Raw genomic sequence first — 23,218 nt, 5'->3', positions numbered from 1 at the left:
TCGATCCTGCTGCTACTGGAGCAGGGCGTCAATATTGGCCTGTACCATCGACTCCAGGCTCCCTCTCCCCCCCCTTTCTGGGAAATTTCTCCAGACAACGAGCTTGGTATCTGGGGATACTTCCATCAAGGGTCCTGCGATAGGGTTGTGGATATTGTCGATGATAATCTGATAGCCACCCTTCGAGACCTCGCTGATCTGTTGGGCAGTAACCGGCCCAGGGCCAAAAGTACCTGCAACCTGGAGTCCCAGATCTTCTGCAAGATAGACTTGCATTGCATGACAGTAGACCTTTGCCTCTGTCAAACCAAGCTCTTCAGCCTGTTTTGCTCCCTTCTTGATGGTTGCGACATAGCTGGCAAGACGTTCCTTGCTCTTTTCTTCCGTTCCCGTGATACGTGCTATGGTCTCTGCCTGCTTCTGTACGTTGTGGATATCATTGGTGGTGGTTATCTGAATCATGGTTCCCGCTTCTTTCTTGATGGAATCTCCCATGCTCTGCATCATCCTCTCATAGCCTGCGTAGATGAAATAGTCTGCATGATTGATCTTCACCACATCACTGACGGTAATCTCATACTCAGGGGGATGGGTGAGGCTTGCAGGGGCGATGAAGGCAACATCATCGAGTCCTCCAAGATCTGCAAAAGCAGCAGTCCAGCTGGTGCTTGCCACGATGGAGGTGGGGTGGGAAGCATTGGATGCAGCTACTTCTTCCGTGACACCTTGGGCAGAGATACTAAGTACTGCCAAGAGCATGATGGTAAGGGAGAAAAGGTGTTTTCTCATGATTGTAATCCTTTCTTATGTGTTGTAGGTATGATAAAAAGCAAAGCCGAGAGCAATGCAATAGTTCCGCTTGGTGGTAAGTCTGTTGCAATGGCAGCCAGAAACCCAAAGGTGGAGACGAATAGTCCTGTAAAACAGGAGTACAGTAAAAGTTGTTTGAGACTCTCAGCACGCTTTCCTGCAACGAGGACGGGAAGAATGAGCAGTGCATCAATGAGCAAGGCTCCGAGTAGTTTCATGGCAAATGCGATAACCAAGGCAATGACCAGTACCATGGCAGTGTAGTGCGCTTTTACCGGCATACCCAGGGACTGGGCGATTTCCTGATCGAAGAAGATGGCGCTTACCGTCCTGAAATTTGTAAGCAGATAGATGGCCAAAATGAGGGCGATGCCGATCAGTACCACGATATCTGCCCAAGCAAGCGCAAACGGACTTCCCCAGAGCAGTTGTAATGTATCCTTGGCGGGAACATCCCACAGATGCATCACCAGGGAAGCCGCTGCCATGGTAAAGACCATCCCAGCAGCACTGGCGAGACCGAACCCATGACGGGTATCCTTGGCCAGTCGCATCATGGCCAAAACCAAGAGGATATTCAGGGTAATGCTGAGCGGTAGTATCGGCAGGGAGAGAGCCAGGGCGATGGCTCCCCCAAGGATAACCCCGTGCATCAACATATAGCGCATCGGTACCAGGTCAAGGCGGAGAACCATGACCCCACTGGCTGGGAAACAGAGTCCGGCAATGGCCATGGCAATCAGTCCTTTCATTACCGGAGGGAGGGTGAGCGCGTAGAGGAAATCACTCATAGGTACCCCCAAGATGGAGAGTCGGCCATCCCAAATCCTTCTCCAGAGCCTTGTCGTGGGTGACAATGATTATGGTCGGCATCTCTCCCACGGTAAGGCTTTGGAGCACTTCAACAAGCGTAGATCGACTTTTTGCATCCAGGAAGGAGGTGGGTTCATCGAGGAGGAGCAATCTTGCTTTCTGGCAAAGCGTCCTCGAGAGAGAGACTTTTTGTCTCTCCCCTCCGCTGAGTGTGAAGAAATTCCTCTCAGCAAGATGCTCTATCTTTGTTCTTCTTAGGGCAGTGTCGATCTCCCACTGCCTCTCTTCCCTTGTGAGAGTGGGGTCGCAAGCCATAGCTACCACTTCACGGGCTGAGACTGGAAATTGCTGCTCTTGTTGTTGTTGCCTTATATACCCGATCGTTCTTTTTTCCAGGTGGGTTACCTCGTCTTCCCCGATAAGAATCGTTCCCTTGGTGGGTTTGAGTTTCCCCATCAAGAGGGAGAGCAGTGTAGTCTTCCCCATTCCGTTGTCCCCTAGGATAAGTAGTCCCTCCCCTTCCTCAAGATGGAAGGAGAGGTCTTCCAGGATAGGCGGATGCTCTGGGTAGGAGAAAGAGAGGTTTTCTATATGCACAGAGACCCCTCGTACCAGTTTTGCACGCTTTCTCAGAAGTCTGTACATCTGCTCCTGGTCATGCATCTCACCGAGTAACTCCTCGGTTTTGCATTGGAGTCGTTCTATGCGCTTTTCATAGGAGACGGTAATGCCATGCTGCTGAAAATATTCGATGGCAAGTTCACTGATCAGATTGATATGGGCACGCTGTATCCCAAAGCGGGCCATAAGCAAGGCCGCGGCTTTCCCTGCAGCCGTGTCATGTGCACTGAGATAATCCCTTTCTCCTGTATAGGTTTCAAGAAATCGTTCGAACGCAAAGAGTGGGGTAAGCCAGTGCCCATTTTCTGAGAAAATGAGTTGATCATGATTATAGACTTCCAGGGTATGGTTGTCTGATAGCGGCTGTGTATATCGTTCCAAGGTATGCTCCCCAAAAAAAGAGGGCCATGCAAGCAAAAAAGTAGTACTCTTCTTTGCCTTCATGGCTTTCTTGTGTACATAGGTAATGAATCAGGAATATGCCCCTTCATAAGGCATGTTGTGACGTATTTTACCGACTAGGCAGAGTACTGTCAAGGAAACGCCTGATTTCCTCCAGCGTATAGTCAATCATCATGGACAGGGGGGCCTCCTGTATTCCTACGATTGTCACATTGCATTTGCTTATGGGAACGAGAATCTTGTGAGCCTTGCTCTGGGCGATTGCCACCGCCATTGCTGGAGTGATCTCTCCATGGAGTGCGTCAGCAGTAAGGATTCCCAGGGGGCCTACGATAAGGTCAGCATTTCTGCATGCCACAATGGCAGGATTCTCACCGGTTGCAATTGCATCAGCCCCGCTTTTTAGCATGGCACTGGCTGCCAGGCTGTTGGTCCCAATCCCCAGTACTTCCACCTCTCTGAATGTTTTCTTGATAGCCGCAACAAGCGCTTTTCCCAAGCTTCCACCTTGACCGTCAATGACAACGAGCTGTACGTTCTGTTTCATACACGCAGTATAGTAGATAGGAGTTTTCTATGCCAGAGGTGGCTTGTCTTGCAGATTTATTCGCTTCACGATAGGATAACCCCATGCAGTCCCTGAAAAAAGAACGTGTGTCGATCATGGTTACCGATGCAATTAAAGAGATTATCAAAGAGGAGCACCTCAACCCTGGGGATAAGCTCTACAGTGAAAAAGAACTCGTAAAAAAACTCGAGGTAAGTCGCTCTTCAATTCGTGAGGCACTGAGGATGCTCGAAGTATCCGGAGTGGTGAAGGTGTATCAGGGGAAAGGGGTGTTTATCAGTGACCCTTCCGAGCAATCCCACCCGGTGAAGAACTGGGTGGTGGAAAATGCAGAGGCACTGAGGGAGCATTTTGAGGTAAGGCTTTTGATCGAGCCTCATGCAGCATCCCTTGCTTGTCGATTTGCTGAACAAAAAGATCTGGAAGCACTTCAATCCTGTTATGATACGTTTGTTGAAAAAGTAAAAACCGGGGATGTTGTTGGATCCATCAGCAGTGACAGTGCCTTCCACCTGGCTGTTGCAAAGGCAACCAAGAATCGGACATTGGCTGTCTTGATGAGGACGATGGGTCAGACGCTTAATGAAGGTTGGTATGCCAGCCTGCATGCTCCTGGACGTCTGGAATCATCCATTGAAGAACACGGACGCTTGCTTCAGGCCATTCTCAATCATGACCAGGAAGAAGCCTCCCGGGCAATGGAAGACCACTTGAGAAATGCCTTGAAGGACATCCAGCACTATTTCGGAACTCTCTAAATATTTTATTTGACAAAACTTGAGATGCGGGTTTATGGTATAGTCAACTTGTCAGACCTCTGACCTGTTAATACACATCTGAAGGTTTTGCAATGCCTATAGAAATAACTACCTTGATTGAAAACACACAGGGAGAACACACCGGCCTGATCACCGAACATGGCCTCTCGTTCCTGATTGAGACTGGAAAGTCTAGTACTCTGTTTGATACAGGACGCAGTAACGCCTTTCTCAAAAATGCCAAACTGTTAGGAAAACGATTGGATGGCGTAGAGCATGTGGTACTCAGTCATGGTCACTATGACCATAGTGGTGGGTTCCAGTCATTTGTCCAATCACGGGCAGACAGAGCCTTTACCCTCCATACAGGACAGGGGTTCTTTGCAGAAAAGTATGCACGGTTCAACGCTTCATACCAGTATCTGGGCAATGATTTTGACCAGGAATACATCAAGGAACAGGGAATCACCCACCATACCATCACCGGGAAAACAGAAATTGTTCCTGGAGTATGGGCGCTTACCCATTTTAAACGAAACCATGCAGAGGAGACCATTCATCCAAGATTTGTTCTCAGGGGACAAGCGGGTTGGGTTGAAGACCGCTTTGATGATGAGGTGCTGTTGGTAGTTGAGACTGGAAAGGGCCTTGTCATGCTGGTCGGTTGTTCCCACCCAGGGATCCTGAACATGCTGGACTCAGTGCAACAAGCCTTCAACAAGCCGGTTTATGCACTGCTGGGAGGGACCCACTTGGTCGAGGCAGACAGACCAAGGGTTGCTCGAAGCATCCAGGCCTTCCAGGAGAAGGGAATTGAGGTACTGGGTATCAATCATTGTTCTGGGGCAGAGGCCATCAAGCTGGCTACCGAACATTCATCAATTCATTTCCATAACAGTACAGGTTCTTGTCTTATCCTATAAGGATAGGGAAAACGATAGAGAGAGTAGGAGGAATGGTATGGCAGGATGGTATTTGTTTCTGGTCATTATTGTCGCAGTTGTAGGAATGGTGCTTTTGATTTCACGATTCAAGTGGCATCCATTCATTGTCCTGTTGCTTGCAGGATAGTTTGTTGGGATACTGGGTGGGATGTCTGTTGATGACTTGATCAATACACTCACCAGTGGTTTTGGCTCAATCCTCGGCAGCATCGGTATTGTCATTATTGCTGGTACCATTATTGGTACAATCCTGGAAAAGACCGGTGCAGCACTGACGATGGCAAATTCAATTCTGGGACTGGTGGGAAAGAAACGGGCTCCCCTGACCATGAGCCTGACCGGCTACATTGTCAGTATCCCGGTCTTCTGCGACTCGGGCTTTGTAATCCTTTCCCCCATTAACCGCGCCCTTGCGGCAAAAAGTGGAGTTTCCTTGGCCGTTATGGCAACCTGTCTGAGTTCTGGTCTCTATGCAACCCACTGCCTTGTGCCACCAACCCCGGGACCGATTATCATGGCAGGCACGTTGAATGCAGATTTGGGCTTGGTTATCCTGGTAGGATTGCTGGTTTCCATTCCTGTCATGTTGGTTGGCTACCTCTATGCACTGAAGATTTCCAGCAAGTTTGATATCCCTGCAAACCCAGAGGTTTCTCTGGAAGAGTTGGTTGAGAAGTACGGAAAGCTTCCCAATGCCATGCGTTCATTTGCTCCCATTCTCCTTCCCATCATCCTCATCGCTCTCAAATCTGTTGCAGATTTCCCATCGGCACCGTTTGGAGAGGGAGGGGCAAAGGCTTTCTTTGACTTCATTGGTAACCCGGTAACTGCTCTCATCTTAGGTGTAGGCCTCGCAGTCACCTTGATACCCAAGAAGGAGGGGAAGGGAACTGCTTTCTCCTGGATCAGTGATGGTATCCACAGTTCGGCCAGCATCCTGGCAATAACGGGTGCAGGTGGTGCTTTCGGGGCAGTCCTTAAGACACTCCCGATTGCTGAAGTGCTTTCAAGCAGCCTGATGCAGTTGAATGCAGGTCTTCTTATTCCGTTCATCATTGCAGCACTTCTCAAGAGCGCCATGGGTGCTTCCACTGTTGCCATGATTGTTACAAGTGCCATGCTCGCTCCCTTGATGGGACAACTGGGATGGACCAGTGAGATTGCAAAGGTATTGGCTCTGCTGTCGATCGGGGCAGGTTCAATGACTGTTTCCCATGCGAACGACAGTTACTTCTGGGTTGTGTCGCAGTTCTCCGATATGGACACGGCAACGGCCTACAAGACCCAAACCGGTGTGACCTTGGTACAGGGTGTGACGACCATCACTATCCTGATGATCATCGGACTCTTTGTCCTATAATGAATGAGAGGAGTGGTGGTGCTGGGCTGATGCCCAGCATCACTGTCTGGGGGAATTATGGATCCGATAAAATGGTATTATCAGCGAAGGATGCTTAATGCAATGGTGCAGAACAAGTGGGAGGAGGCTGAGAACTTCACCCTCAAGCTCATAAACCATGAAGGTCCCTCCATGGGGTTGCATTACAATCTTGCCCTGATAGCGCTTGGATCGGGGGACAAGGGAAAGGCCTATGATGGTTTGGTAAAGGCCGTCCTACGCTACGGAGAGAGTTTGCGATTGTGCCGGTTGCTTGGCGATATCGCCTACCTTTCCGGAAAAGGGGAGGAAGCAATACACTGGTATGCATCCGCCTTGGATGATGATCCATCTGAAAAAGAGGAGTACCTGATGAGGCTCCGTTTGGAGTTGCTCTCCTCTGAAAAAACCTATGCCAAGGCTTTAGAGGCATGCGCCCTTCTTCCTGAGGCTGAAAAACTTTTGGTCTCTGATCCTGAGGCTGCGCGTTCATTATATGAACGCATCGTGCAAGAGGATCCATCACAGGCGGAAGCATGGAACAATCTTGGATGCCTGGCACTTGATCACTTCAATGACAAGAGGTCAGCAATAGAGTTCTTCACCAGAACATTGGAGTTGGTTGACCATCAAGGAGCAGCCAAGAACCTGGCACGTGCCCGGAAAGCCTGATCAGGAATCCTTCCTGTCCAACCCCACCAGGTAAATCTCAAATGAGTCATCCCTGCATGCCTTTGGCTTGTAGGGTTTTACTTTATTGAAGAGGGTTCTCATTAATTGCAGGAGTTCAACCTGTCCACCACCCTGAAAGATCTTCACCACAAGATTCCCATGTGGCTTCAGATGGTCCTTGGCAAGATAGATGACCTGTTCTGCGAGGTGCTCACTCCTCGCCGTATCGACACTTCTGTTTCCCATCGTCAGAGGAGCTGCATCGCTGATGATTGCATCATACGGACCATGTTGCACCAAGATTTCCCTGATATCCTTCGAGAACGCATCGCCCACATACGCGGTGACCGTTGGAGGTACAGGATTCAGGTTCAAGGGATTCAGGTCAACAGCTACGATGCTTCCTTTTCCCTTGATGAGGTTCCTGTGTGTATATAATGTCCATGATCCGGGAGCTGCCCCGACATCCAATACGGAGTCCCCTCTCTTCACCAGGTTGAAGTGTTGTTGCAGCTCTTCCAGTTTATAGACGGAGCGGGCTGGATAGCCTTCCTTGTGTGCTCGTTTTGTATAGGAGTCTGCACGGTCCCTTCTGCTTGTTGCCATGATCCAACTATAGCAAACATCTGCAGGAGTCGGAAGAGCATAAAGATGGTGCCAGCGGTATTGTGGGGTGGGGAGAGAGAACCGCTGGCACCAAAGAAATCACACTTTAAGGAGGTTTGAAAAAAACTGTTGCTCTGTTCTGTCTATAGTAATGCAACTAGTGTGCCAATTGACTAAAAACAGCACATTAAGCAATAAATAATCACTAAAAGTCATTAATTTAATATAAACTAAGGGGAAGAATGGTGTGAAAAATTGTTACACTATTTAAAAATTTCACAGAGAAGGGCAAAAAGGAGGGTGCCAAAAGAGAATTGGGGAAAATCTCTTGGCACCCTGTCGGTATAAAAGGAGGAGTATGAAAAAAATGTTGCTCTGTTCTATCTATAGGTTATGCAATAAGCGTGCCAAGAGCAAAACTGGGATTGGAGCCTTCAAATAGGGTTAGGGGCGTAAAAAGGGTGTGCATTGCTTTCACACTCATAAAAATGTGTGCAAATTTTGCTCAATTGACGTTGTCTCTTTCCCTATATACTGTATGCTTATGAAAAAGAGCACTATTTTGAACCGGAGATTCCGGGATACTAGCTATAAAAATGTTACGCTCAAGTTGGTTGGCATCAACGTCTTGGTATTTCTCGTCACATCGATGGTCTATCCAAGGCTTACCTACTATCTTGCAATGATTCCTTCCCTGGTATTGGGAGGATATCTCTGGCAACCTTTCACCTACATGTTTGTGCATGGGGGGTTCAGTCATCTGCTATTCAACATGCTGAGCCTTTTCATCTTTGGCTCGATGGTTGAACGCAGGATTGGGAGCAAGGAGTTTCTCCTGTTCTATCTCCTGACTGGTCTGTTCAGTGGAATTGCCAGTTTCTTCAGTTACTATCTTGCCGGGACGAATGTCATCCTTGTGGGTGCATCGGGAGCTATCTACGGGGTGCTCCTGATGTTCGCAGTCTTCTATCCTTACTCGGTAATCTTTGTCTTTGGCCTCATTCCCATCAGAGCCCCGATCCTGGTCATCTTGTATGCATTTATTGAACTTTCCAGCCATGTATTTGGCGCTGGGGGAAATATTGCACACCTTACCCATCTCAGTGGTTTGATATTCGGGTACCTGTACTGCAGGATCCGTATGAGGATCAATCCTCTGGAGGTATTCAAGCGGACGCTCTAGTCCTGAAGATCGTATTTCTGGCGAATCTCAGCATATTGCTGCTTGATCACATCATAGATGATTGAGAGTTTCTGGTCATGATGGATGAAAGCGGATTTCATCGCATTGATCGTGATCTTCTCAAGATCCCGGATGGTCAGGTTGTAGTATTGGACTGCAAGCTCCATCTCCTTGGTTAGCGTGGTGTCGCTCATCAAGCGGTTATCGCTGCAAAGGAATACCCTGAACTTGTTTCTGAAGAGGATGGGGAATGGATGGCTGTCATAATCCTTCACTGCCCCTGTCCCAACATTACTGGTAAGACACATTTCCATTGGAATTCTCCGGTCAAGGATGAAGGCTGCAAGGGACCCCATTTTCTCGATTCTGGTTCCTTCAATCCCCATGTCCTCCACCAAGCGAACGCCATGCCCGATGCGATGAGCACCACACAGTTGGACAGCTTGCCAGATGGACTCTACCCCGAAGGCTTCACCTGCATGGATGGTTATATTGAAGTTCTTGCTTCTGATGAATTGGAATGCGTCAAGATGTTTCTTGGCAGGGTACCCGATCTCATCGCCGGCAAGGTCGAATCCAACAACACCACGATCGGCGAAGGCAACGGCGAGTTCTGCAATGCGCTTGCTGACGCTCGGTGATTGGTTGCGCATGGCACAAAGGATCAGGCCGGTGGGCATTCCCGTTTTTCGTGTTCCTTGTTGCAGGCCATCAAGCACAGCTTGCACTGCTTCCTCCAGGGACAGGTCGCCCTCTATGTGAAGGATAGGGGCAAAACGGATTTCTGCATAGCATACATTCTCGGCAGCAAGATCCTCTACAGCCTCAAAGGCAACACGATGCAATGCTGCCCTGTTTTGCATAACCTTGGTGGTCAGGGCAAAAGCTTCAAGATACAAGGAGAGGCTTTTCTGCTTGCCTCCCCTGACAAACCACTGGTGGAGTTCTTCAGGGTCCTCAGTGGGAAGGGTGATGCCTTGTGCTTTGGCTAGGCTGAGAATGGTCTGGATCCTCAATCCTCCATCAAGGTGGTCGTGGAGTTCAACTTTAGGGACTTGTTTGATGATTTCCTTTGTTACCATGGGTTTATCATACTGCATATACGTGTGATGAAGCAAATCCAAAAGGGTAACAGAGTGATGAAATTGGGTAAAAGCTGGGTCCAAGACTGTACAATTTTAAGAAAAATTGAAATACTACTTGTAGTAAGTACAATTCAAATAATGAGTAAGGAGATATTCTGCATATGTCAAAACGAGAAGAGACTCTGAACAAGAAATTGCTGGCGGCATCAGTTTCTGCCACCAAAGTGAAGGAAGTGAAAAGTCTACTTGAGCAGGGTGCAGACATTCATACCCAGAATGAGTGGGGTCTTACTCCAATTATGCTGGCGGCCCAGTACAATTCATCCGTGAATGTCCTTAAGGCGTTACTGGAAGCAGGAGCAGATATTCAGGAGGCTGAGCCAAAGTATCGCTCAAATGCTCTTCACCTTGCAGCCAACAAGAGCACCAGTCCCAAGATCATCGAAGAATTGCTGAAAGCCGGTGCTGACTTGAATGCGCGAAACTATCTTGGGGAGACTGCCTTGATCATGGCTGTAAACAGCAATCCCGAGACACGTGTTGTAACAGCCTTGCTGAAAGCCGGTGCTGATATCAATGCCCGTGACTACCAGGGCCACTCTGTGCTTGAGTATGCCAAGGCAGCAAAGCGTACCTATATAATCAATCAGTTGAAGAAGATGGGTGCCAACTGACACATTTTCAGCCTTGGAATACAAAACTCCCTTGATCAATGCATACTGACCAAGGGATATTCATTTCTCTAGGCTTTCGATTTAGTTTTTCTGCCACTCAGTCTCTACAATCTGCGAGGCCAATTCATCCTTGAGTCTCGCAATCAGGCTGAGGGTTTCCTCTACTACGGTATCAACACCGAAGGAGAAAGACTCTTCAAGATTGCTTCTGAGTTTCACCTCCACCTTTCCTTCCTTCAGGGAACGGTTCCCCAAGGTAATGCGAATGGGGAGGCCGATAAGATCAGCATCAGCAAACTTTACCCCGGCTGACTCCTTCCGGTCATCATAGAGAACCTCAACACCTGCCTGGGTGAGTGACTGATAGATGGTTTCAGCCACTTGGGCATCCTTTACCAGACTCACCAAGTGCACCTGCATTGGCGCCACACTGATCGGCAGGCTGAGTCCTTTCTCATCACTGTAGTTCTCTGCAAGACAGGCAAGCAGACGTCCAACTCCGATACCATAGGATCCCATGATCACAGGTCGGCGGACACCGTTCTCATCTTGGAAGGTACAGTTCATGCTCTCACTGTATCGGGTGTTCAGCTGGAAGATGTTACCTACTTCCACACCCTTCGAGGCAACCAGGGGTTCTCCGCATTCAGGACAGGCATGGCCACCGCTTGCACTTGCAATATCAGCAACTTCTCCCTGGTAGTCCCTGCCGAAGTTGGTGTTGAGCAGGTGGTATCCCTCTTCATTTGCACCAGCGACCAGGTTGTTGCTCCTTGCCACTGAGTCATCAACCACCACAAGAACATCATCTGCGCAGCCAATGGCTGAACCATAGCCTGGAACCATCTTCTTTGCAGTGATTTCCTCTGGATGGGCAGGCCTGAGGGAGTTTGCCTTGACTGCATTCTGCAGTTTGTTCTCTTCTACCTCGAGATCTCCTCTGATGATGCCAACAATGAGCTTTTCCTCTTCCTCCCCGTTGGTATCATTGATGAAGGTCCCCACCAGGAATACTGCCTTAGCCGTCTGGCGTTTCTCTATCTTGAGGAATGCGGCAAGATCTTCGATGGTCTTGCAATCAGGGGTAAGCACCTTCTCTGGTTCCTTCATTTCCTCGCTGTAGTAGGTTTTCCTGAAGGCAGCCACCTGACGGTTTGCTGTATAATGGCATGCAGGACAGGTAATGATGGTGTCCTCTCCAATGGGTGAGAGGTACATATATTCGTGGCTGATCTTGCCGCCCATCATGCCGCTGTCTGCACCTACGACGATGACGGGTAAGCCACATCGGCTGAAAATCCTGAAGTAGGCTTTATAATGTTCAGCATACTGTTTATCCAGCCCTTCCTGATCAATATCGAAGGAGTAGCTGTCTTTCATGGTGAACTCTCTCACCCTGATAAGCCCTGCACGAGGACGGGGATCATCCCTCCACTTGGTCTGGATCTGATACACAAGCAGGGGAAGCCGCTTGTAGCTGTCAATCTCTCCACGGGCAAGATCGGTGACAGCCTCCTCATGGGTCATGGCAAGGACCATATCCCTTCCCCCGCGGTCATTGAATCTACTCATCTCGCGGTCGATGCTGTAGAATCGGCCGGTTTCCTTCCAGATATCCGCAGGATTGACCAGCGGCATCAGGATCTCTTGCCCCCCGATTGCATTCATCTCTTCACGAATGACTTGTTCTATCTTCTTGGTTGCACTGAATCCAAAGGGGAGCAAGGTGAAGATGCCAGCTCCCAACTGGCGGATAAAGCCTGCTCGCAGCAGATATTCATACCCCTTGCTGTCAGCACCGTTCGGGGCTTCTCGCAGGGTCTTGGAAAAGAGTTTGGACATCCTCATCTTGATACATCTCCTTGGTATTCGAACAGGGGCCATTGTAGCAAAAGCATCTTGCCTTCTCAAGGTACCAGCAATGAGGTTTTACGTTCCCCAATGTTGGCTTCCCATGGTATACTCGCGGTATGGAAACAAAAAAATATGAAAAATACCGCAGGCAGGTAGCTTCTTTCATGACCCGCCTGTACGATCGACAACTTACCACCGCCAGTGGTGGCAATATCAGCATGCGGATCAGCAAGGATCTTTTTTGCATCACCCCCAGTGCGCTCGACAAGGGCCTGCTCACTCCTGATGACATTGCTGTAGTAACCTTGGATGGGAAGAATCTGACACCGGATCTGCCCCTCAGTATCGAAACCGAGATGCATCGCCTGATCCTTGTGGCCCGTCCAGACGTCCAGGCAATTGTGCACGCCCATCCAACCTATGTTTCTGCGTTCACTGCCATCACCAAGGATGGAAAGAGTGCCATCAATACACATCTGATTGCAGAATCATATTATATCCTCGAGGATCCAGCGTATGTTGAGTATCGGCTGATGGGAACCGTGGACCTTGCCGAACAGGTTGCTGCCAGTTCCTTTGACCATGATGTACTCCTTTTGGAAAATCATGGAGCGGTAGCCCTTGGACGAACGATGCTGGAGGCTTTTGACAAGATGGAATTGCTCGAGCGTGCAGCGCAGATGACCGTCATCACCAAGCAGATGGGCGGCGGGGAGTATGAAGTGAAGGAATTGCCGGAACCAAGGCTTAAACAGCTGATGCATATGAAGTACGGGTCAAAATAGTATGAAGATTGAATTGGAGACAATTCCTGTTTGGGATGGCGTGCAGGAAAACTGTGAATGTTTCATCTGCAGCCTTATGTCAGAGGCACAGAAGGATGCAATCAATTTCTATCTGGGCAACTCTGTCATGAATCCAGAGACCAGGGTACGGGTGAATGAGCATGGTTTCTGTCCCAAACACTGGCGTATGCTTGCTGCAGCCAACAAGCCCCAGGGAGTTGCCTTGATGGGGGATACCTACCTGGAAACAACAAGAGTCAAGGCTGGGGCTGCGATCAATGGGCTTCTGTCAGCAAGCAATCCACGACAGGCGAAGAAAGCGGTAAGAGCTTTCCATGCGGTAATGGATTCACGAGAGAAAGGGTGCCTTGTCTGTTCAGCCATGGAAGAGCGACTCCAGCGGTACCTGTACACGACCTGTTATCTGTGGGGAGAGGACCCTTCCTTCCGTGAGGCCCTCTCACAAGGGAAAGGGTTCTGCCTTCATCACTTTACCCTCCTGCTGGAGATCGGGGAGAAAGCGCTTTCCTCCAAGTTATATCCAGAGTTTGTACGAGCAATGGCTCAACTTGAGGTTGCCAACCTCGACAGGATGGCAAAAGATGTGCATTGGATGACACAGAAGTACAAGTCGGAGAATGCAGATAAGCCTTGGCATGGCTGTGAGGATGCCCATAAACGGACAGTGGATACATTGACAGGACGCAGCAGGGTTATAGATCCCGTTCGATGACCTGTTTCTTTCGCTTCCTTTTCCGTTCCTTGATACCCAACAACAGTTGCAAGGTATCTTCCTCTCCGTCCACATCTTTCTGTTTGAGATGTGTCGTGGTACCGTCAGCCTTGTTGAAATGATAATACTCCAAGCTATCTTGCTTTGGACTATAGAGCAGAATGTACTCCCTCTGGGGGAGGAAAGATACTCCCAGTATAAGTTGGCATCCCTCCTCCTGGACCTGGAGAAGATGGTTCTGTTGCCCCTTGGAAAGATAATCATTGCCAAGAATGATTCCCAGGAGCTTGGTCCCTTTCCTGTTATGGACAAGCACATCAAGCCCATCCCGCTGGATATCCACCTTGATGTTTCCTGGAAGTGAGAAAAAATTGGGATTTGCTGCATCCTCTGAAAGGCTGAGCACTTTTCTCAGGCTCAGTTGCAACTGGGAGGCCAAGCAGTGGGCAAGACTTGTCTTTGCCTTCGGCCAGGACAGCACTATCTCATCCTCTGCCAAGAGTTGCCGCAGGGCACTCTCGAATGCCTCAAAGAGCAGAATATTGGTATATCGGGCGTTGCTTGCCATGGTGCTATTGGAAGTCCACTGAGTAATCCATCTCACTTACCTGTGAAATGGTCTGGTAGATTGAACAGTACCGGGAAGCCGTCTCGAAAGCTTTCAGGAATTTCTTCTGGTTGTCCACTCCAGTGGCCTGTACCGTGATATGTAGTGACTTAAGCGTGGTAGGGGGATCGTCTCGCTTCTCTCCATCGACATCAAAGCTGATGTGTTCCCAGCTGAATCGCATTTTTGCAGCAAGTTCCACAAATGTATCAAACAGACAACCACTCAATGCACCTAACAGGTAATCATAGGGCGCGCTGGAAGGGCCAATTTCAAAGCTGGAACCCTTGTCTGTAACGAACTGGTAGTGTCCAGGTACAAAGTCAGCACGAACATGTTTCTTCTCACCCATGAGTTATCTCCTATGCCCATAGCATAGCCCATGCAGAATGATTTTTCTAGGATGAGAATCATTTGTGTTACTGCTTTTTATGCTTGTAGGGATTTACATGCACCATGCAATGTTTGACTTGGGGGAAACTGGTTTCGATGGCGTGGTGGACCCGTTCGGCAATACAGTGAGCTTCAACAAGGCTTTGTGACCCTTCTGCTGAAATCTCAACATCCACATAGGCACGAGAACCAAATCTGCGGGTTCTCAATAAATCGATTCCCTTGACCCCTTCCTGGTCGAGAATGATGAGACGAATCTCTTCCACAGTCTTTTCAGGACAAGCGTGGTCAACCATCTTGTAGATGCCATCGCGGAATATTTCGATTCCGACCCGGATGATGAAGAGGGAGATGATGATTGCTGCGATGGAATCAGCGATGGGGTAGCCCAATCGTGAGGCAAGGATGCCGATCAGACCACCTGTGGTTGCCAATACATCACTCTGGGAGTCCCATGCAGAGGCCATCAAGGCAGAGGAGTCAGTCTTCTTTCCTGCCCAACGAGTATAGAGAAACATGCACTGCTTGATAACAATGGATACAATTGCCGCTATTACAGCAAGGGTGCCAGGCAGTGGGCTGTCATGGTAACTACCGGTAATGATGGTTGAGATACCATCGACCAAGAGACCGAATCCCACAACCATGATGATTCCCGAAAGAAGAATTGCAGCAACTGATTCCATTCTCTCATGTCCGTACTGATGATCCTCATCAGACTCCTTTGAGGCGGCTGAGATACCGATCATGGCAATGATTGAGCTTACCACATCCCCCGCGTTGTTGATTCCATCATTAAGCAAGGCAGAAGAGTGTGCGATAAAGCCAATCGTGGTCTTGCTGATGGCAAGAACTATATTGCTGAATATATTGAGATAGGAAACTTTCAAGGCAAGATTTTTCTTCATGTCCAAAATCCACACCTACGCTCGGTGTGCCTCCTTGGTAAGAAAAGGCCCCGGTTTCCCGGGGCTCTCTGTCAGCTCTTTGGCTCAGGATACTTGACGATCAAGTGTAGGTCTTCAAGTTGCTTCTCGTCAACTAGTGACGGGGAATCATCCATTGGTGATATTCCTGCAGTATTCTTCGGGAAAGCAATGACTTCATGGATCGAGGTTTCCCCTGCCATGATCATGACCATTCTATCGACCCCTGGGGCAATACCTCCATGGGGAGGAGCTCCGTATCTAAAGGCATTGAGCAGGAAGCCGAACCTTTCCTCTGCAGTCTCGTCATCGAAATTACAGATACGGAAAATTCGCTTCTGGAGTTCAACGTCATGGATACGGATCGAGCCACTGGCCACCTCATACCCATTGAGGACCAAGTCATACAGGTCACCCTTTACGCTACCGGGGTCAGCCTCAAGGGTTTCGAGGTACTCCGCCTGAGGCATGCTGAACATATGGTGTGCAGCTTCCCAGTGTCCTTCATCCTCATTGTACTCAAAGAGGGGGAAGTCAACAATCCAGCAGAACTCAAAACTCTTCCTGATCAGGTTCAAATCCTTGCCCAACTTTGTGCGAACCGCACTGAGGCTGGCACAACATTTTTTCCAGTCCTGATGGGCGACGAAGAGGATCATATCCCCTTCCTTTGCTTCAACGGCTGAAATGAGCTCCTCTTCAAGTCCAGCGAAGAACTTGCTTACGCCACCGGAGAACGTGTTGTTCTCTCCCACCTTGATCCAAGCCAATCCCTGGGCACCGTAGATCTTTGCAGCATCCTCGAGGCTGGTGATATACTTGCGTGAGAAGTCAACTGTTTCACTCTTTGGCGCACAAATCGCCTTTACATATCCACCCTGGGAAACAATGTCCTTGAAGGTGGCAAAGCTGCTCTTCAGGGCCAATTCGTTGACATCCGAGAGGGGAAGGTCGAAGCGAAGATCCGGTTTGTCACAACCATAGGTATTGAGTGCATCATGGTAACTGAGTCTCCTGAATCGAGCAGGGAGGTCATAATCCATGACTTCCTTGAATACGGAACCAAAGAGGTCCTCCATAAGGGAGAGGACATCGTCACGTTTGACAAAACTCATCTCCAGGTCAAGCTGGGTGAATTCCAGCTGTCTGTCACCCCTGGCATCCTCATCACGATAACAGCGGGCAATCTGGAAGTACTTATCCATGCCGCCGACCATCAGGATCTGCTTAAAAAGCTGTGGGCTCTGGGGGAGCGCATAGAACTTACCAGGGTAAATCCTGCTGGGTACCAGGAAGTCCCGAGCCCCTTCCGGGGTGCTCTTGATCAGGGTAGGGGTTTCGATCTCATAGAAGTCCCGGCTGGTGAGGAACTTGCGGCAGGCGAAAATGAAGTCATGACGAAGCTTCATCCGCTTCTGCATTCCCTGGGTACGGAGATCGAGATAGCGGTATTTGAGCCTGAGATCCTCCCTCGGTTCATTGCCATCGTCAATCTGGAATGGAAGTGGGGCACACTTGCTGAGGATTTCAATCTTTTCAGCTTTTACTTCAACTTCTCCGGTTATCATCTCGGGGTTGACCATTGAATCGGGTCTGAGGCGTACCACACCTGTCACTGCTATGCAGTACTCAAGGTGCAACTCGTTGGCAACTGCCTGAAGCTCGTTGCTGGCATCATCATCCACGACCACCTGGGTAATACCGTAGCGGTCGCGGAGGTTGATGAAATGCAGGGCTCCATGATTGCGGTCACGGTGTACCCAGCCGTTGAGAACCACCTTAGCTCCATTGTCAGCTTTGGTCAGTGATCCACAGGTAGTTGTTCGTTGGGAAAATACTTCTTCTGCCATAGTCGGTCCCTTTTGGTCTCCTTAAGAAAGTATTCCCATACTATACGATAGAAGGCCAAAAGGCAATTGCCCCTAGGACGTCAGCTCACGGACAACAACCTGTTTCTTCTGCAGGTATTCAATTGCCTCAACTGCTGCCACAGCAGCACTTGTAGTGGTGGTATAGGGAATTTTCATACGCATGGCAATGCTTCGGATCTCATCATCACTCTGGTGGGCATGGAACCCCATTGGTGTGTTTATCACCAGGGCAACCTGTTTTTTCTGTAGATAATCACTAATGTTTGGGTGTCCTTCATGGACCTTCTGCATTACCTCAACAAGGATTCCTTGCTCGAAGAGGAAGGCTGCAGTCCCTTGTGTTGCAGCAATCGAGAAGCCTAGGGAGACCAGTTTCCTTACGACAGGAAGAATGGTCTTACGATCCTTCTTGTTGACGCTGATGAATACCTTTCCCGAGACTGGAAGACGGTTCCCGCTGCTGATCTGGCTCTTTGCAAAGGCTTCCCCGAAGGTCTTTCCCAATCCGATCGACTCCCCGGTCGACCTCATCTCAGGCCCAAGTGCTGGATCGACATTGCTGAACCGATCGAAGCTGAATACAGCTTCTTTCACTGCCCAGCCCACCTTGCAGGTACCCAAGGTTCTCTCTCCAGTCTTTTTTACCAGGCCTTGTTTTACCAGGTCTATTCCCTCCCAGACCCGAACCGCGGCTTCAACGAGGTCTACCGCACTGGTCTTGCAGATGAAGGGGACCGTGCGCGATGCCCGGGGGTTTACCTCGATGAGATAGAGCTTCCCATCCTTGGCTGCAAACTGGATGTTCATCAATCCTTTCACATGGAGGGCAAGCGCAAGCTTGTGCGCCCACTCCTGCATCTGAGCAAGGAGTTCCGGGGTGCTCTTGTATGGAGGGAACACTGCAGCAGAGTCCCCACTGTGGATTCCTGCTGCCTCAATATGCTGAAGAATGCCTCCTATATAGAGGCTCTCTCCGTCAGATACTGCATCAAGATCGTACTCAAAGGCATCTTCCAGGAACTGATCCACCAATACCGGTGCTTCAACTGATGCCTCAATTCCCTCAATGGAGGCTAACCCCGCTTCATCGTACACGATGTACATTCCCCGTCCCCCCAATACATGGCTTGGCCGTATGAGAACTGGAAAACCAATTTCGCGTGCGGTGATGAGAATGGCCTCATTCTCTGTGACGGCTTTGTTCTTTGGTTGCCTGAGTCCAAGCTCCGCGACCAAGGCTGAGAACTTTCCACGGTCCCCTGCATCCAGGAGTCCTTCCAGGCTGGTTCCCTCCAGCCTTGCCCCTGCACGGGTGAGGGAAGGGGCAAGGTTCAGTGGAGTCTGGCCTCCCAGCTGCACAACTACCCGCTGGGTCTGTTCATGACGCAGAATCTCCTTCACTTCCTCAGCGGTGAGGCCTTGCAAGTAGAGCCTGTCACTGATGTTGAAATCTGTTGAGACTGTCTCTGGATTGCTATTTACCATGATGGTCTTTCGCCCCAGCCTGCGGTAGGCCATTGAGGCAAGGGTGCAGCAGGTATCGAACTCAAGTCCCTGTCCGATCCTGTTTGGACCACTTGCAAGGATTACCACTGCATCCTCTCCCATGGGTTCTGCTTCCTCCGTTTCACCGTAGGTGGTATAGAGATAGGGGGTGAGCGCATCAAACTCCCCGCTGCAGGTGTCAACATGATGGGTTACAGGGTGCATCTCATAGGAGTAACGCAGCCGTTCGATGTCCTCAGCTTTCCTTCCACTCAACATTGCAATATATGCATCGCTCATTCCAGCCTGTTTTGCCTTGAGCAGGGTTTCCTCATCCAAGTGAAAGGCAACTTCCTTCTCGATATCCAGTTGCTGTACCAGAAGATTGAGGAACCAAGGATCAAATTGTGTGACCTCCTGGATGTTGGGCAATGCTCCCAAGCCTTCCCTACAGAGCGTGGTATAGGCAGCAACCAAGCGCAAGGGGTGTGCACTATTGAGAAACCCTGCAACCTCCTCTTCATCATACAGGCCGATGCGAATGAGGTTGCATAATCCTTCGAGTTTTCTCTCTGAGCTCCTGATCCCCTTGTTCAATGCCTCCAGGGCAGTTCTTCCCAGTGCCAAGGCCTCACCGATGCTGCGCATCTGTGTTCCCAAGGCAGAGATGGGAAGTGGAAATTTCTCCAGTTCAAAGCGCGGGACCTTTACCGCACAGTAGTCGAGTACCGGCTCAAAGCAGGATACTGATTGGCCGGTTATTTCGTTGACCACCTCATCAAGGGTATATCCGACAGCCAACTTGGCAGAACAACGGGCTATGGGGAAGCCTGTTGCCTTGCTTGCAAGGGCGGAGGAACGGGAGACACGGGGGTTCATCTCTATGACCACCATTCTCCCTGTTTCGGGGTGTACTGCGAACTGGACATTGCTTCCACCGCAGTCGACCCCGATTGCACGCAGAATGGCAATTGATGCGTCCCTCATCTTCTGGTAGCTTCTCTCATCGAGGGTTTGGATCGGTGCGATGGTGATGCTGTCCCCTGTATGGACTCCCATTGGGTCAACATTCTCGATGGAACAGACGATGATTGCATTATCCTTCTTGTCGCGCATCACTTCCATTTCGAACTCTTTCCAACCGATGAGCGATTCCTCAATGAGGACTTCGTGGGTTGGACTGGTTTCCAGGGCATGCTCGAGTAATGTGGGGTACTCTTCCCTGTCATAGGCGATGGATCCTCCCATCCCGCCCAGCGTGTAGGAGGGTCGGATGATCAGGGGGAAGGGGAAATCCTCAAGGAGTTCCATTCCCTCCTCCAGGTTGTGGACGATTGAGCTCTTTGCGCTTTCCAAACCCAAGCCTTCGATGACCTGCTTGAAAGCTCCACGGTCCTCTGCGAGTTTGATGGATGCGATGGAAGAGCCAATGACCTGAACCCCATACTGTTCGAGCAACCCTGACTCATCAAGCTCGAGGGCCAGGTTGAGACCACTTTGCCCTCCCATGGTAGTGAGGATGGCATCTGGGCGTTCCCTTTGGAAGATCTGTTCTACATACTCAATTCTCAGAGGATCGAGGTAGATATGGTCTGCCATGCCGGGGGTCGTCATGACGGTTGCCGGATTGGGGTTGAGAAGAATGACCTCATATCCTTCCTCTTTCAAAGCCTTTACCGCTTGTGTGCCACTATAGTCGAACTCGCAGGCTTGCCCGATGACAATGGGGCCGCTGCCGACAACCAGGATTCTTTTAATATCACGTCTTGCACTCATACGCCTGCCTCCTTGGCCTCCAGGATGAATCGGTCAAAAATCCAGGTTGCGTCATGAGGGCCTGGAGATGCTTCTGGGTGAAACTGGACACAGCTTACTCTCTTGTCTGTGCAGAACAATCCTTCGATGGAGTTGTCGTTTGCATTCCTGAACCATACAATTGCAGAAGGGGGCAGTGTCTCTGCCTCACTGGCATAACTATGGTTCTGGCTCGTGACAAAGCAGGCCCCGGTTTGGGTATCCACTACGGGGTGGTTACCCCCATGGTGCCCATATTTCATTTTCTTCGTGCTCCCTCCCAGTGCCCAGGTGATCAACTGGTGTCCGAGGCAGATGCCAAAGACGGGAAATCCTGCTTCCATGACCTGTTTGGTCATCGAGACAACGTCCTGTAATCGTGCAGGATCTCCCGGTCCGTTTGAGAGCAGCATTGCATTACATCCTGAGCGGAGAATATCCTCAGCAAGTACAGTAGGCGGAAAGAGGGTGACAGCCACCCCTCGACGGTAAAGTTCGGTGACAATTGACCGCTTGATCCCAAAGTCCACTACTGCAAATCGTAGTGAGGCCTCCTTTGGGGCCCCCAAGAGAGGATCCTCGACCACTCGCTTGGTGCTTACCCCTTCGATAAGATCAAGCTCACTGACTGATGGATAAGCTCTCACCAAGGAGAGGGCATGTTCATGTTCTGAACTTGAAAGCGTCTTCCCTTCAGTCCTGAATATGATTGCCCTCTGGGCCCCCTTATTTCGTATATGGATGGTTAATGCACGCGTATCCACCCCACATAGGCCGACTATTCCGTGAGTGAGCAGATAATCATGTAAAGAGACCCTCTTTGGGGGAAGAGGGCCTGTATACACAGAATGAACAAGTAGTGCTGTACAGCTGATGGGCCTGGGTAACCCCAGATGCTCCTCAAAGGAGGCTTCGCACCCATAGTTTCCAATATGGGGGTAGGTCATTACGACCATTTGCCCATGATAGGAAGGATCAGTAAGGATTTCTTGGTAGCCACACATGCTGGTGTTGAAGACCACCTCTGCTATGGGAGCCTGTTTGCCGAGCAAGGGCGCCGGTGATCCAAATCCAGTTGCTGTGAATACGGTTCCGTCCTCGAGAAGAAGAAAGCTTGTGTTCATAGGGTCTCCATCAGTTCAAATTGTAGGGATAATACCGGATACTGAACATTTATGCAACAGTATCTGTATGTTTATGCAACAAAACCCTGATAGAATATTGAATATGCAACACACTATAACACATATGTTGCAATATTGTGGTTATTTCTTCCCGATACTAAATTTTTCTGGATTGAATGCATCACTTCCAAGCCAGAGATCAATCCTCAGCCCGCTATCGGAATTATCAACATCTGCATGTTTGATCTGCCATCCAATGAGTTTCAGCCGGGAGTCCCAGGTAACATCGTGTCCTGCCATCAATCCATAGTACTCGGCTAGCTCCGGCCGCTCTTGTTTTGGGTGCAGGGCCTTGTTGATGTTTTTGAGCTCCGCTTCGCTCCGTTTCTTGTCATCAAAGAAGGTAAGATGAGCTCCATCCTCTTCCTGGTGGAGTGAGACCACCAAGCGAAGCGGATTACCGTCCAGAAGGAAGTTTGTAACCTCCCCAATCAATCGTCCTAGTAGTTCCTTGCGTTTCATTGTATGAAATCCTCCTCGGGGCGGTTGGTTTTGTACCACTGTAAGATTGCAACAAACAAGCTTGCCGTCAGCCCTCCGGCAAAGCCATTGTTATACAGATCAAGCCCTCCATGCCAGGAGGCGGTTACTTCTACCATCACCAGATGCAGGAATCCTGCTAGCAGACCAGCTATAAATCCGAACTGCCCAGCTATTGGAGCCAAGGTGGTGGCGAAGAGGGTTGCCAGGAGGGGGCCTGGTGCAACCAGGGACTTGCCAAACAGAAGTGTAGAGAGAATAACTCCCAACACTACAGGAAAGGTATTTTTCAAGGTTTTTCCGAAACCCCCGAAGGCTATGATGGTGAACAAGGCTCCGATGGTTGGCCCATTGATAGGTGCCCCAATGAGAATCAGGTATGCCCAGAAGACCAAGCCAAGCAACCCAATATTCAAGAGTGTACCAGAGGTGTATCCGGTATCAAAAAAGTCATAGGGGAGACGTCCAGAAAGCTTTTGCACTTCCAGCAACCCTTGGAAACCCTGCTTTGGTTTTTCAATGAAGAATGCGGTCACTATCAATAATAGGGAGAATATGGGTATTACCATGAAGAGTGGGAGTGAGAACTCCT

Annotated in this window: 22 protein-coding genes and 1 pseudogene; 8 read left to right on the top strand and 15 right to left on the bottom strand. The window is 49.7% G+C overall.

Features of this window, described 5'->3' with window-relative positions:
• Positions 1–12: 12 nt before the first annotated feature.
• The 4 genes from AB7S66_RS05370 to AB7S66_RS05355 form a co-directional block, all read right to left on the bottom strand.
• Positions 13–789, bottom strand: a complete 777-nt coding sequence (locus AB7S66_RS05370) for an ABC transporter substrate-binding protein (protein WP_428518430.1) — start codon at positions 787–789, stop codon at positions 13–15.
• Positions 786–1,601: a metal ABC transporter permease gene (locus AB7S66_RS05365; protein ID WP_428518429.1), complete on the bottom strand. Its 816-nt coding sequence runs from the start codon at positions 1,599–1,601 to the stop codon at positions 786–788. The genes AB7S66_RS05370 and AB7S66_RS05365 overlap by 4 nt, the downstream gene beginning before the upstream one ends.
• Positions 1,594–2,625 carry a DUF1893 domain-containing protein gene (locus tag AB7S66_RS05360; RefSeq protein ID WP_428518428.1) on the bottom strand — a complete coding sequence of 344 codons (1,032 nt, stop codon included), beginning with the start codon at positions 2,623–2,625 and terminating at the stop codon, positions 1,594–1,596. Before AB7S66_RS05360 ends, AB7S66_RS05365 begins: the two co-directional genes overlap by 8 nt.
• Positions 2,626–2,755: 130 nt before the next feature.
• The gene (locus AB7S66_RS05355; RefSeq protein WP_428518427.1) at positions 2,756–3,193 is read right to left on the bottom strand and encodes a DUF3842 family protein; all 438 of its coding nucleotides are present in this window, start codon (positions 3,191–3,193) and stop codon (positions 2,756–2,758) included.
• Between the two features lie 83 nt (positions 3,194–3,276).
• Here AB7S66_RS05355 and AB7S66_RS05350 point away from each other — a divergent pair, with 83 nt between their 5' ends.
• The 4 genes and pseudogenes from AB7S66_RS05350 to AB7S66_RS05335 all read left to right on the top strand — a co-directional run bounded on the left by AB7S66_RS05350 (position 3,277) and on the right by AB7S66_RS05335 (position 6,966).
• A complete protein-coding gene (locus tag AB7S66_RS05350; RefSeq protein ID WP_428518426.1) occupies positions 3,277–3,972 on the top strand; it encodes a FadR/GntR family transcriptional regulator in 696 nt (231 codons plus the stop codon).
• A gap of 92 nt (positions 3,973–4,064) precedes the next feature.
• On the top strand, positions 4,065–4,895 hold the full coding sequence (locus AB7S66_RS05345; protein WP_428518425.1) for an MBL fold metallo-hydrolase: 831 nt from the start codon (positions 4,065–4,067) through the stop codon (positions 4,893–4,895).
• A gap of 37 nt (positions 4,896–4,932) precedes the next feature.
• Positions 4,933–6,276: pseudogene (locus AB7S66_RS05340) on the top strand (GntP family permease).
• A 57-nt stretch (positions 6,277–6,333) separates the two neighbouring features.
• On the top strand, positions 6,334–6,966 hold the full coding sequence (locus AB7S66_RS05335) for a tetratricopeptide repeat protein (protein WP_428518424.1): 633 nt from the start codon (positions 6,334–6,336) through the stop codon (positions 6,964–6,966).
• On the opposite strand, the gene AB7S66_RS05330 is transcribed toward AB7S66_RS05335, so the two are convergent.
• Positions 6,967–7,572: an SAM-dependent methyltransferase gene (locus tag AB7S66_RS05330; RefSeq protein WP_428518423.1), complete on the bottom strand. Its 606-nt coding sequence runs from the start codon at positions 7,570–7,572 to the stop codon at positions 6,967–6,969.
• Positions 7,573–8,116: 544 nt separating this feature from the next.
• Between AB7S66_RS05330 and AB7S66_RS05325 the strand changes: the two genes are divergently transcribed.
• A complete protein-coding gene (locus tag AB7S66_RS05325) occupies positions 8,117–8,755 on the top strand; it encodes a rhomboid family intramembrane serine protease (RefSeq protein WP_428518422.1) in 639 nt (212 codons plus the stop codon).
• On the opposite strand, the gene AB7S66_RS05320 is transcribed toward AB7S66_RS05325, so the two are convergent.
• On the bottom strand, positions 8,752–9,837 hold the full coding sequence (locus AB7S66_RS05320; protein ID WP_428518421.1) for an adenosine deaminase: 1,086 nt from the start codon (positions 9,835–9,837) through the stop codon (positions 8,752–8,754). The genes AB7S66_RS05325 and AB7S66_RS05320 overlap by 4 nt on opposite strands.
• A 164-nt stretch (positions 9,838–10,001) precedes the next feature.
• On the opposite strand from AB7S66_RS05320, the gene AB7S66_RS05315 reads away from it, so the two are divergent.
• Positions 10,002–10,514, top strand: a complete 513-nt coding sequence (locus AB7S66_RS05315; protein WP_198892259.1) for an ankyrin repeat domain-containing protein — start codon at positions 10,002–10,004, stop codon at positions 10,512–10,514.
• A gap of 81 nt (positions 10,515–10,595) precedes the next feature.
• Here the strand turns inward: AB7S66_RS05315 and AB7S66_RS05310 are convergent, their stop codons facing one another.
• Positions 10,596–12,362: a proline--tRNA ligase gene (locus AB7S66_RS05310; protein ID WP_428518420.1), complete on the bottom strand. Its 1,767-nt coding sequence runs from the start codon at positions 12,360–12,362 to the stop codon at positions 10,596–10,598.
• Between the two features lie 122 nt (positions 12,363–12,484).
• Here AB7S66_RS05310 and AB7S66_RS05305 point away from each other — a divergent pair, with 122 nt between their 5' ends.
• Together AB7S66_RS05305 and AB7S66_RS05300 are read left to right on the top strand one after the other, a co-directional pair.
• A complete protein-coding gene (locus tag AB7S66_RS05305) occupies positions 12,485–13,153 on the top strand; it encodes a class II aldolase/adducin family protein (RefSeq protein WP_428518419.1) in 669 nt (222 codons plus the stop codon).
• 1 nt (position 13,154) lies between these two features.
• Positions 13,155–13,886, top strand: a complete 732-nt coding sequence (locus AB7S66_RS05300) for a DUF6062 family protein (protein ID WP_428518418.1) — start codon at positions 13,155–13,157, stop codon at positions 13,884–13,886.
• Here the strand turns inward: AB7S66_RS05300 and AB7S66_RS05295 are convergent.
• The 8 genes from AB7S66_RS05295 to AB7S66_RS05260 all read right to left on the bottom strand — a co-directional run.
• Positions 13,867–14,454, bottom strand: a complete 588-nt coding sequence (locus AB7S66_RS05295; RefSeq protein ID WP_321306350.1) for a hypothetical protein — start codon at positions 14,452–14,454, stop codon at positions 13,867–13,869. The genes AB7S66_RS05300 and AB7S66_RS05295 overlap by 20 nt on opposite strands.
• A 4-nt stretch (positions 14,455–14,458) precedes the next feature.
• Positions 14,459–14,845: an OsmC family protein gene (locus AB7S66_RS05290; RefSeq protein ID WP_428518417.1), complete on the bottom strand. Its 387-nt coding sequence runs from the start codon at positions 14,843–14,845 to the stop codon at positions 14,459–14,461.
• Between the two features lie 67 nt (positions 14,846–14,912).
• Positions 14,913–15,794: a cation diffusion facilitator family transporter gene (locus AB7S66_RS05285; RefSeq protein ID WP_428518416.1), complete on the bottom strand. Its 882-nt coding sequence runs from the start codon at positions 15,792–15,794 to the stop codon at positions 14,913–14,915.
• A gap of 71 nt (positions 15,795–15,865) precedes the next feature.
• On the bottom strand, positions 15,866–17,662 hold the full coding sequence (aspS, locus tag AB7S66_RS05280) for an aspartate--tRNA ligase (protein WP_428518415.1): 1,797 nt from the start codon (positions 17,660–17,662) through the stop codon (positions 15,866–15,868).
• A gap of 72 nt (positions 17,663–17,734) precedes the next feature.
• The gene (gene carB, locus AB7S66_RS05275) at positions 17,735–20,944 is read right to left on the bottom strand and encodes a carbamoyl-phosphate synthase large subunit (RefSeq protein ID WP_428518414.1); all 3,210 of its coding nucleotides are present in this window, start codon (positions 20,942–20,944) and stop codon (positions 17,735–17,737) included.
• Positions 20,941–22,086, bottom strand: coding sequence for a glutamine-hydrolyzing carbamoyl-phosphate synthase small subunit (gene carA, locus AB7S66_RS05270; RefSeq protein ID WP_428518413.1), 1,146 nt, complete (start codon positions 22,084–22,086; stop codon positions 20,941–20,943). Before carA ends, carB begins: the two co-directional genes overlap by 4 nt.
• A 141-nt stretch (positions 22,087–22,227) precedes the next feature.
• Positions 22,228–22,608 (bottom strand): hypothetical protein, encoded by a 381-nt coding sequence (locus tag AB7S66_RS05265; RefSeq protein WP_198892360.1) that lies wholly within the window; start codon positions 22,606–22,608, stop codon positions 22,228–22,230.
• On the bottom strand, positions 22,605–23,218 hold a 614-nt coding region (locus AB7S66_RS05260; RefSeq protein WP_428518412.1), incomplete at its 5' end, for a DUF1576 domain-containing protein. The genes AB7S66_RS05260 and AB7S66_RS05265, both read right to left, overlap by 4 nt.

The organism is Sphaerochaeta sp. (assembly GCF_050178175.1).
GTDB lineage: Bacteria > Spirochaetota > Spirochaetia > Sphaerochaetales > Sphaerochaetaceae > Sphaerochaeta.
Note: the sequence above shows the minus strand (reverse complement) of the source record. Positions and strands in the feature narration are given on the sequence as shown.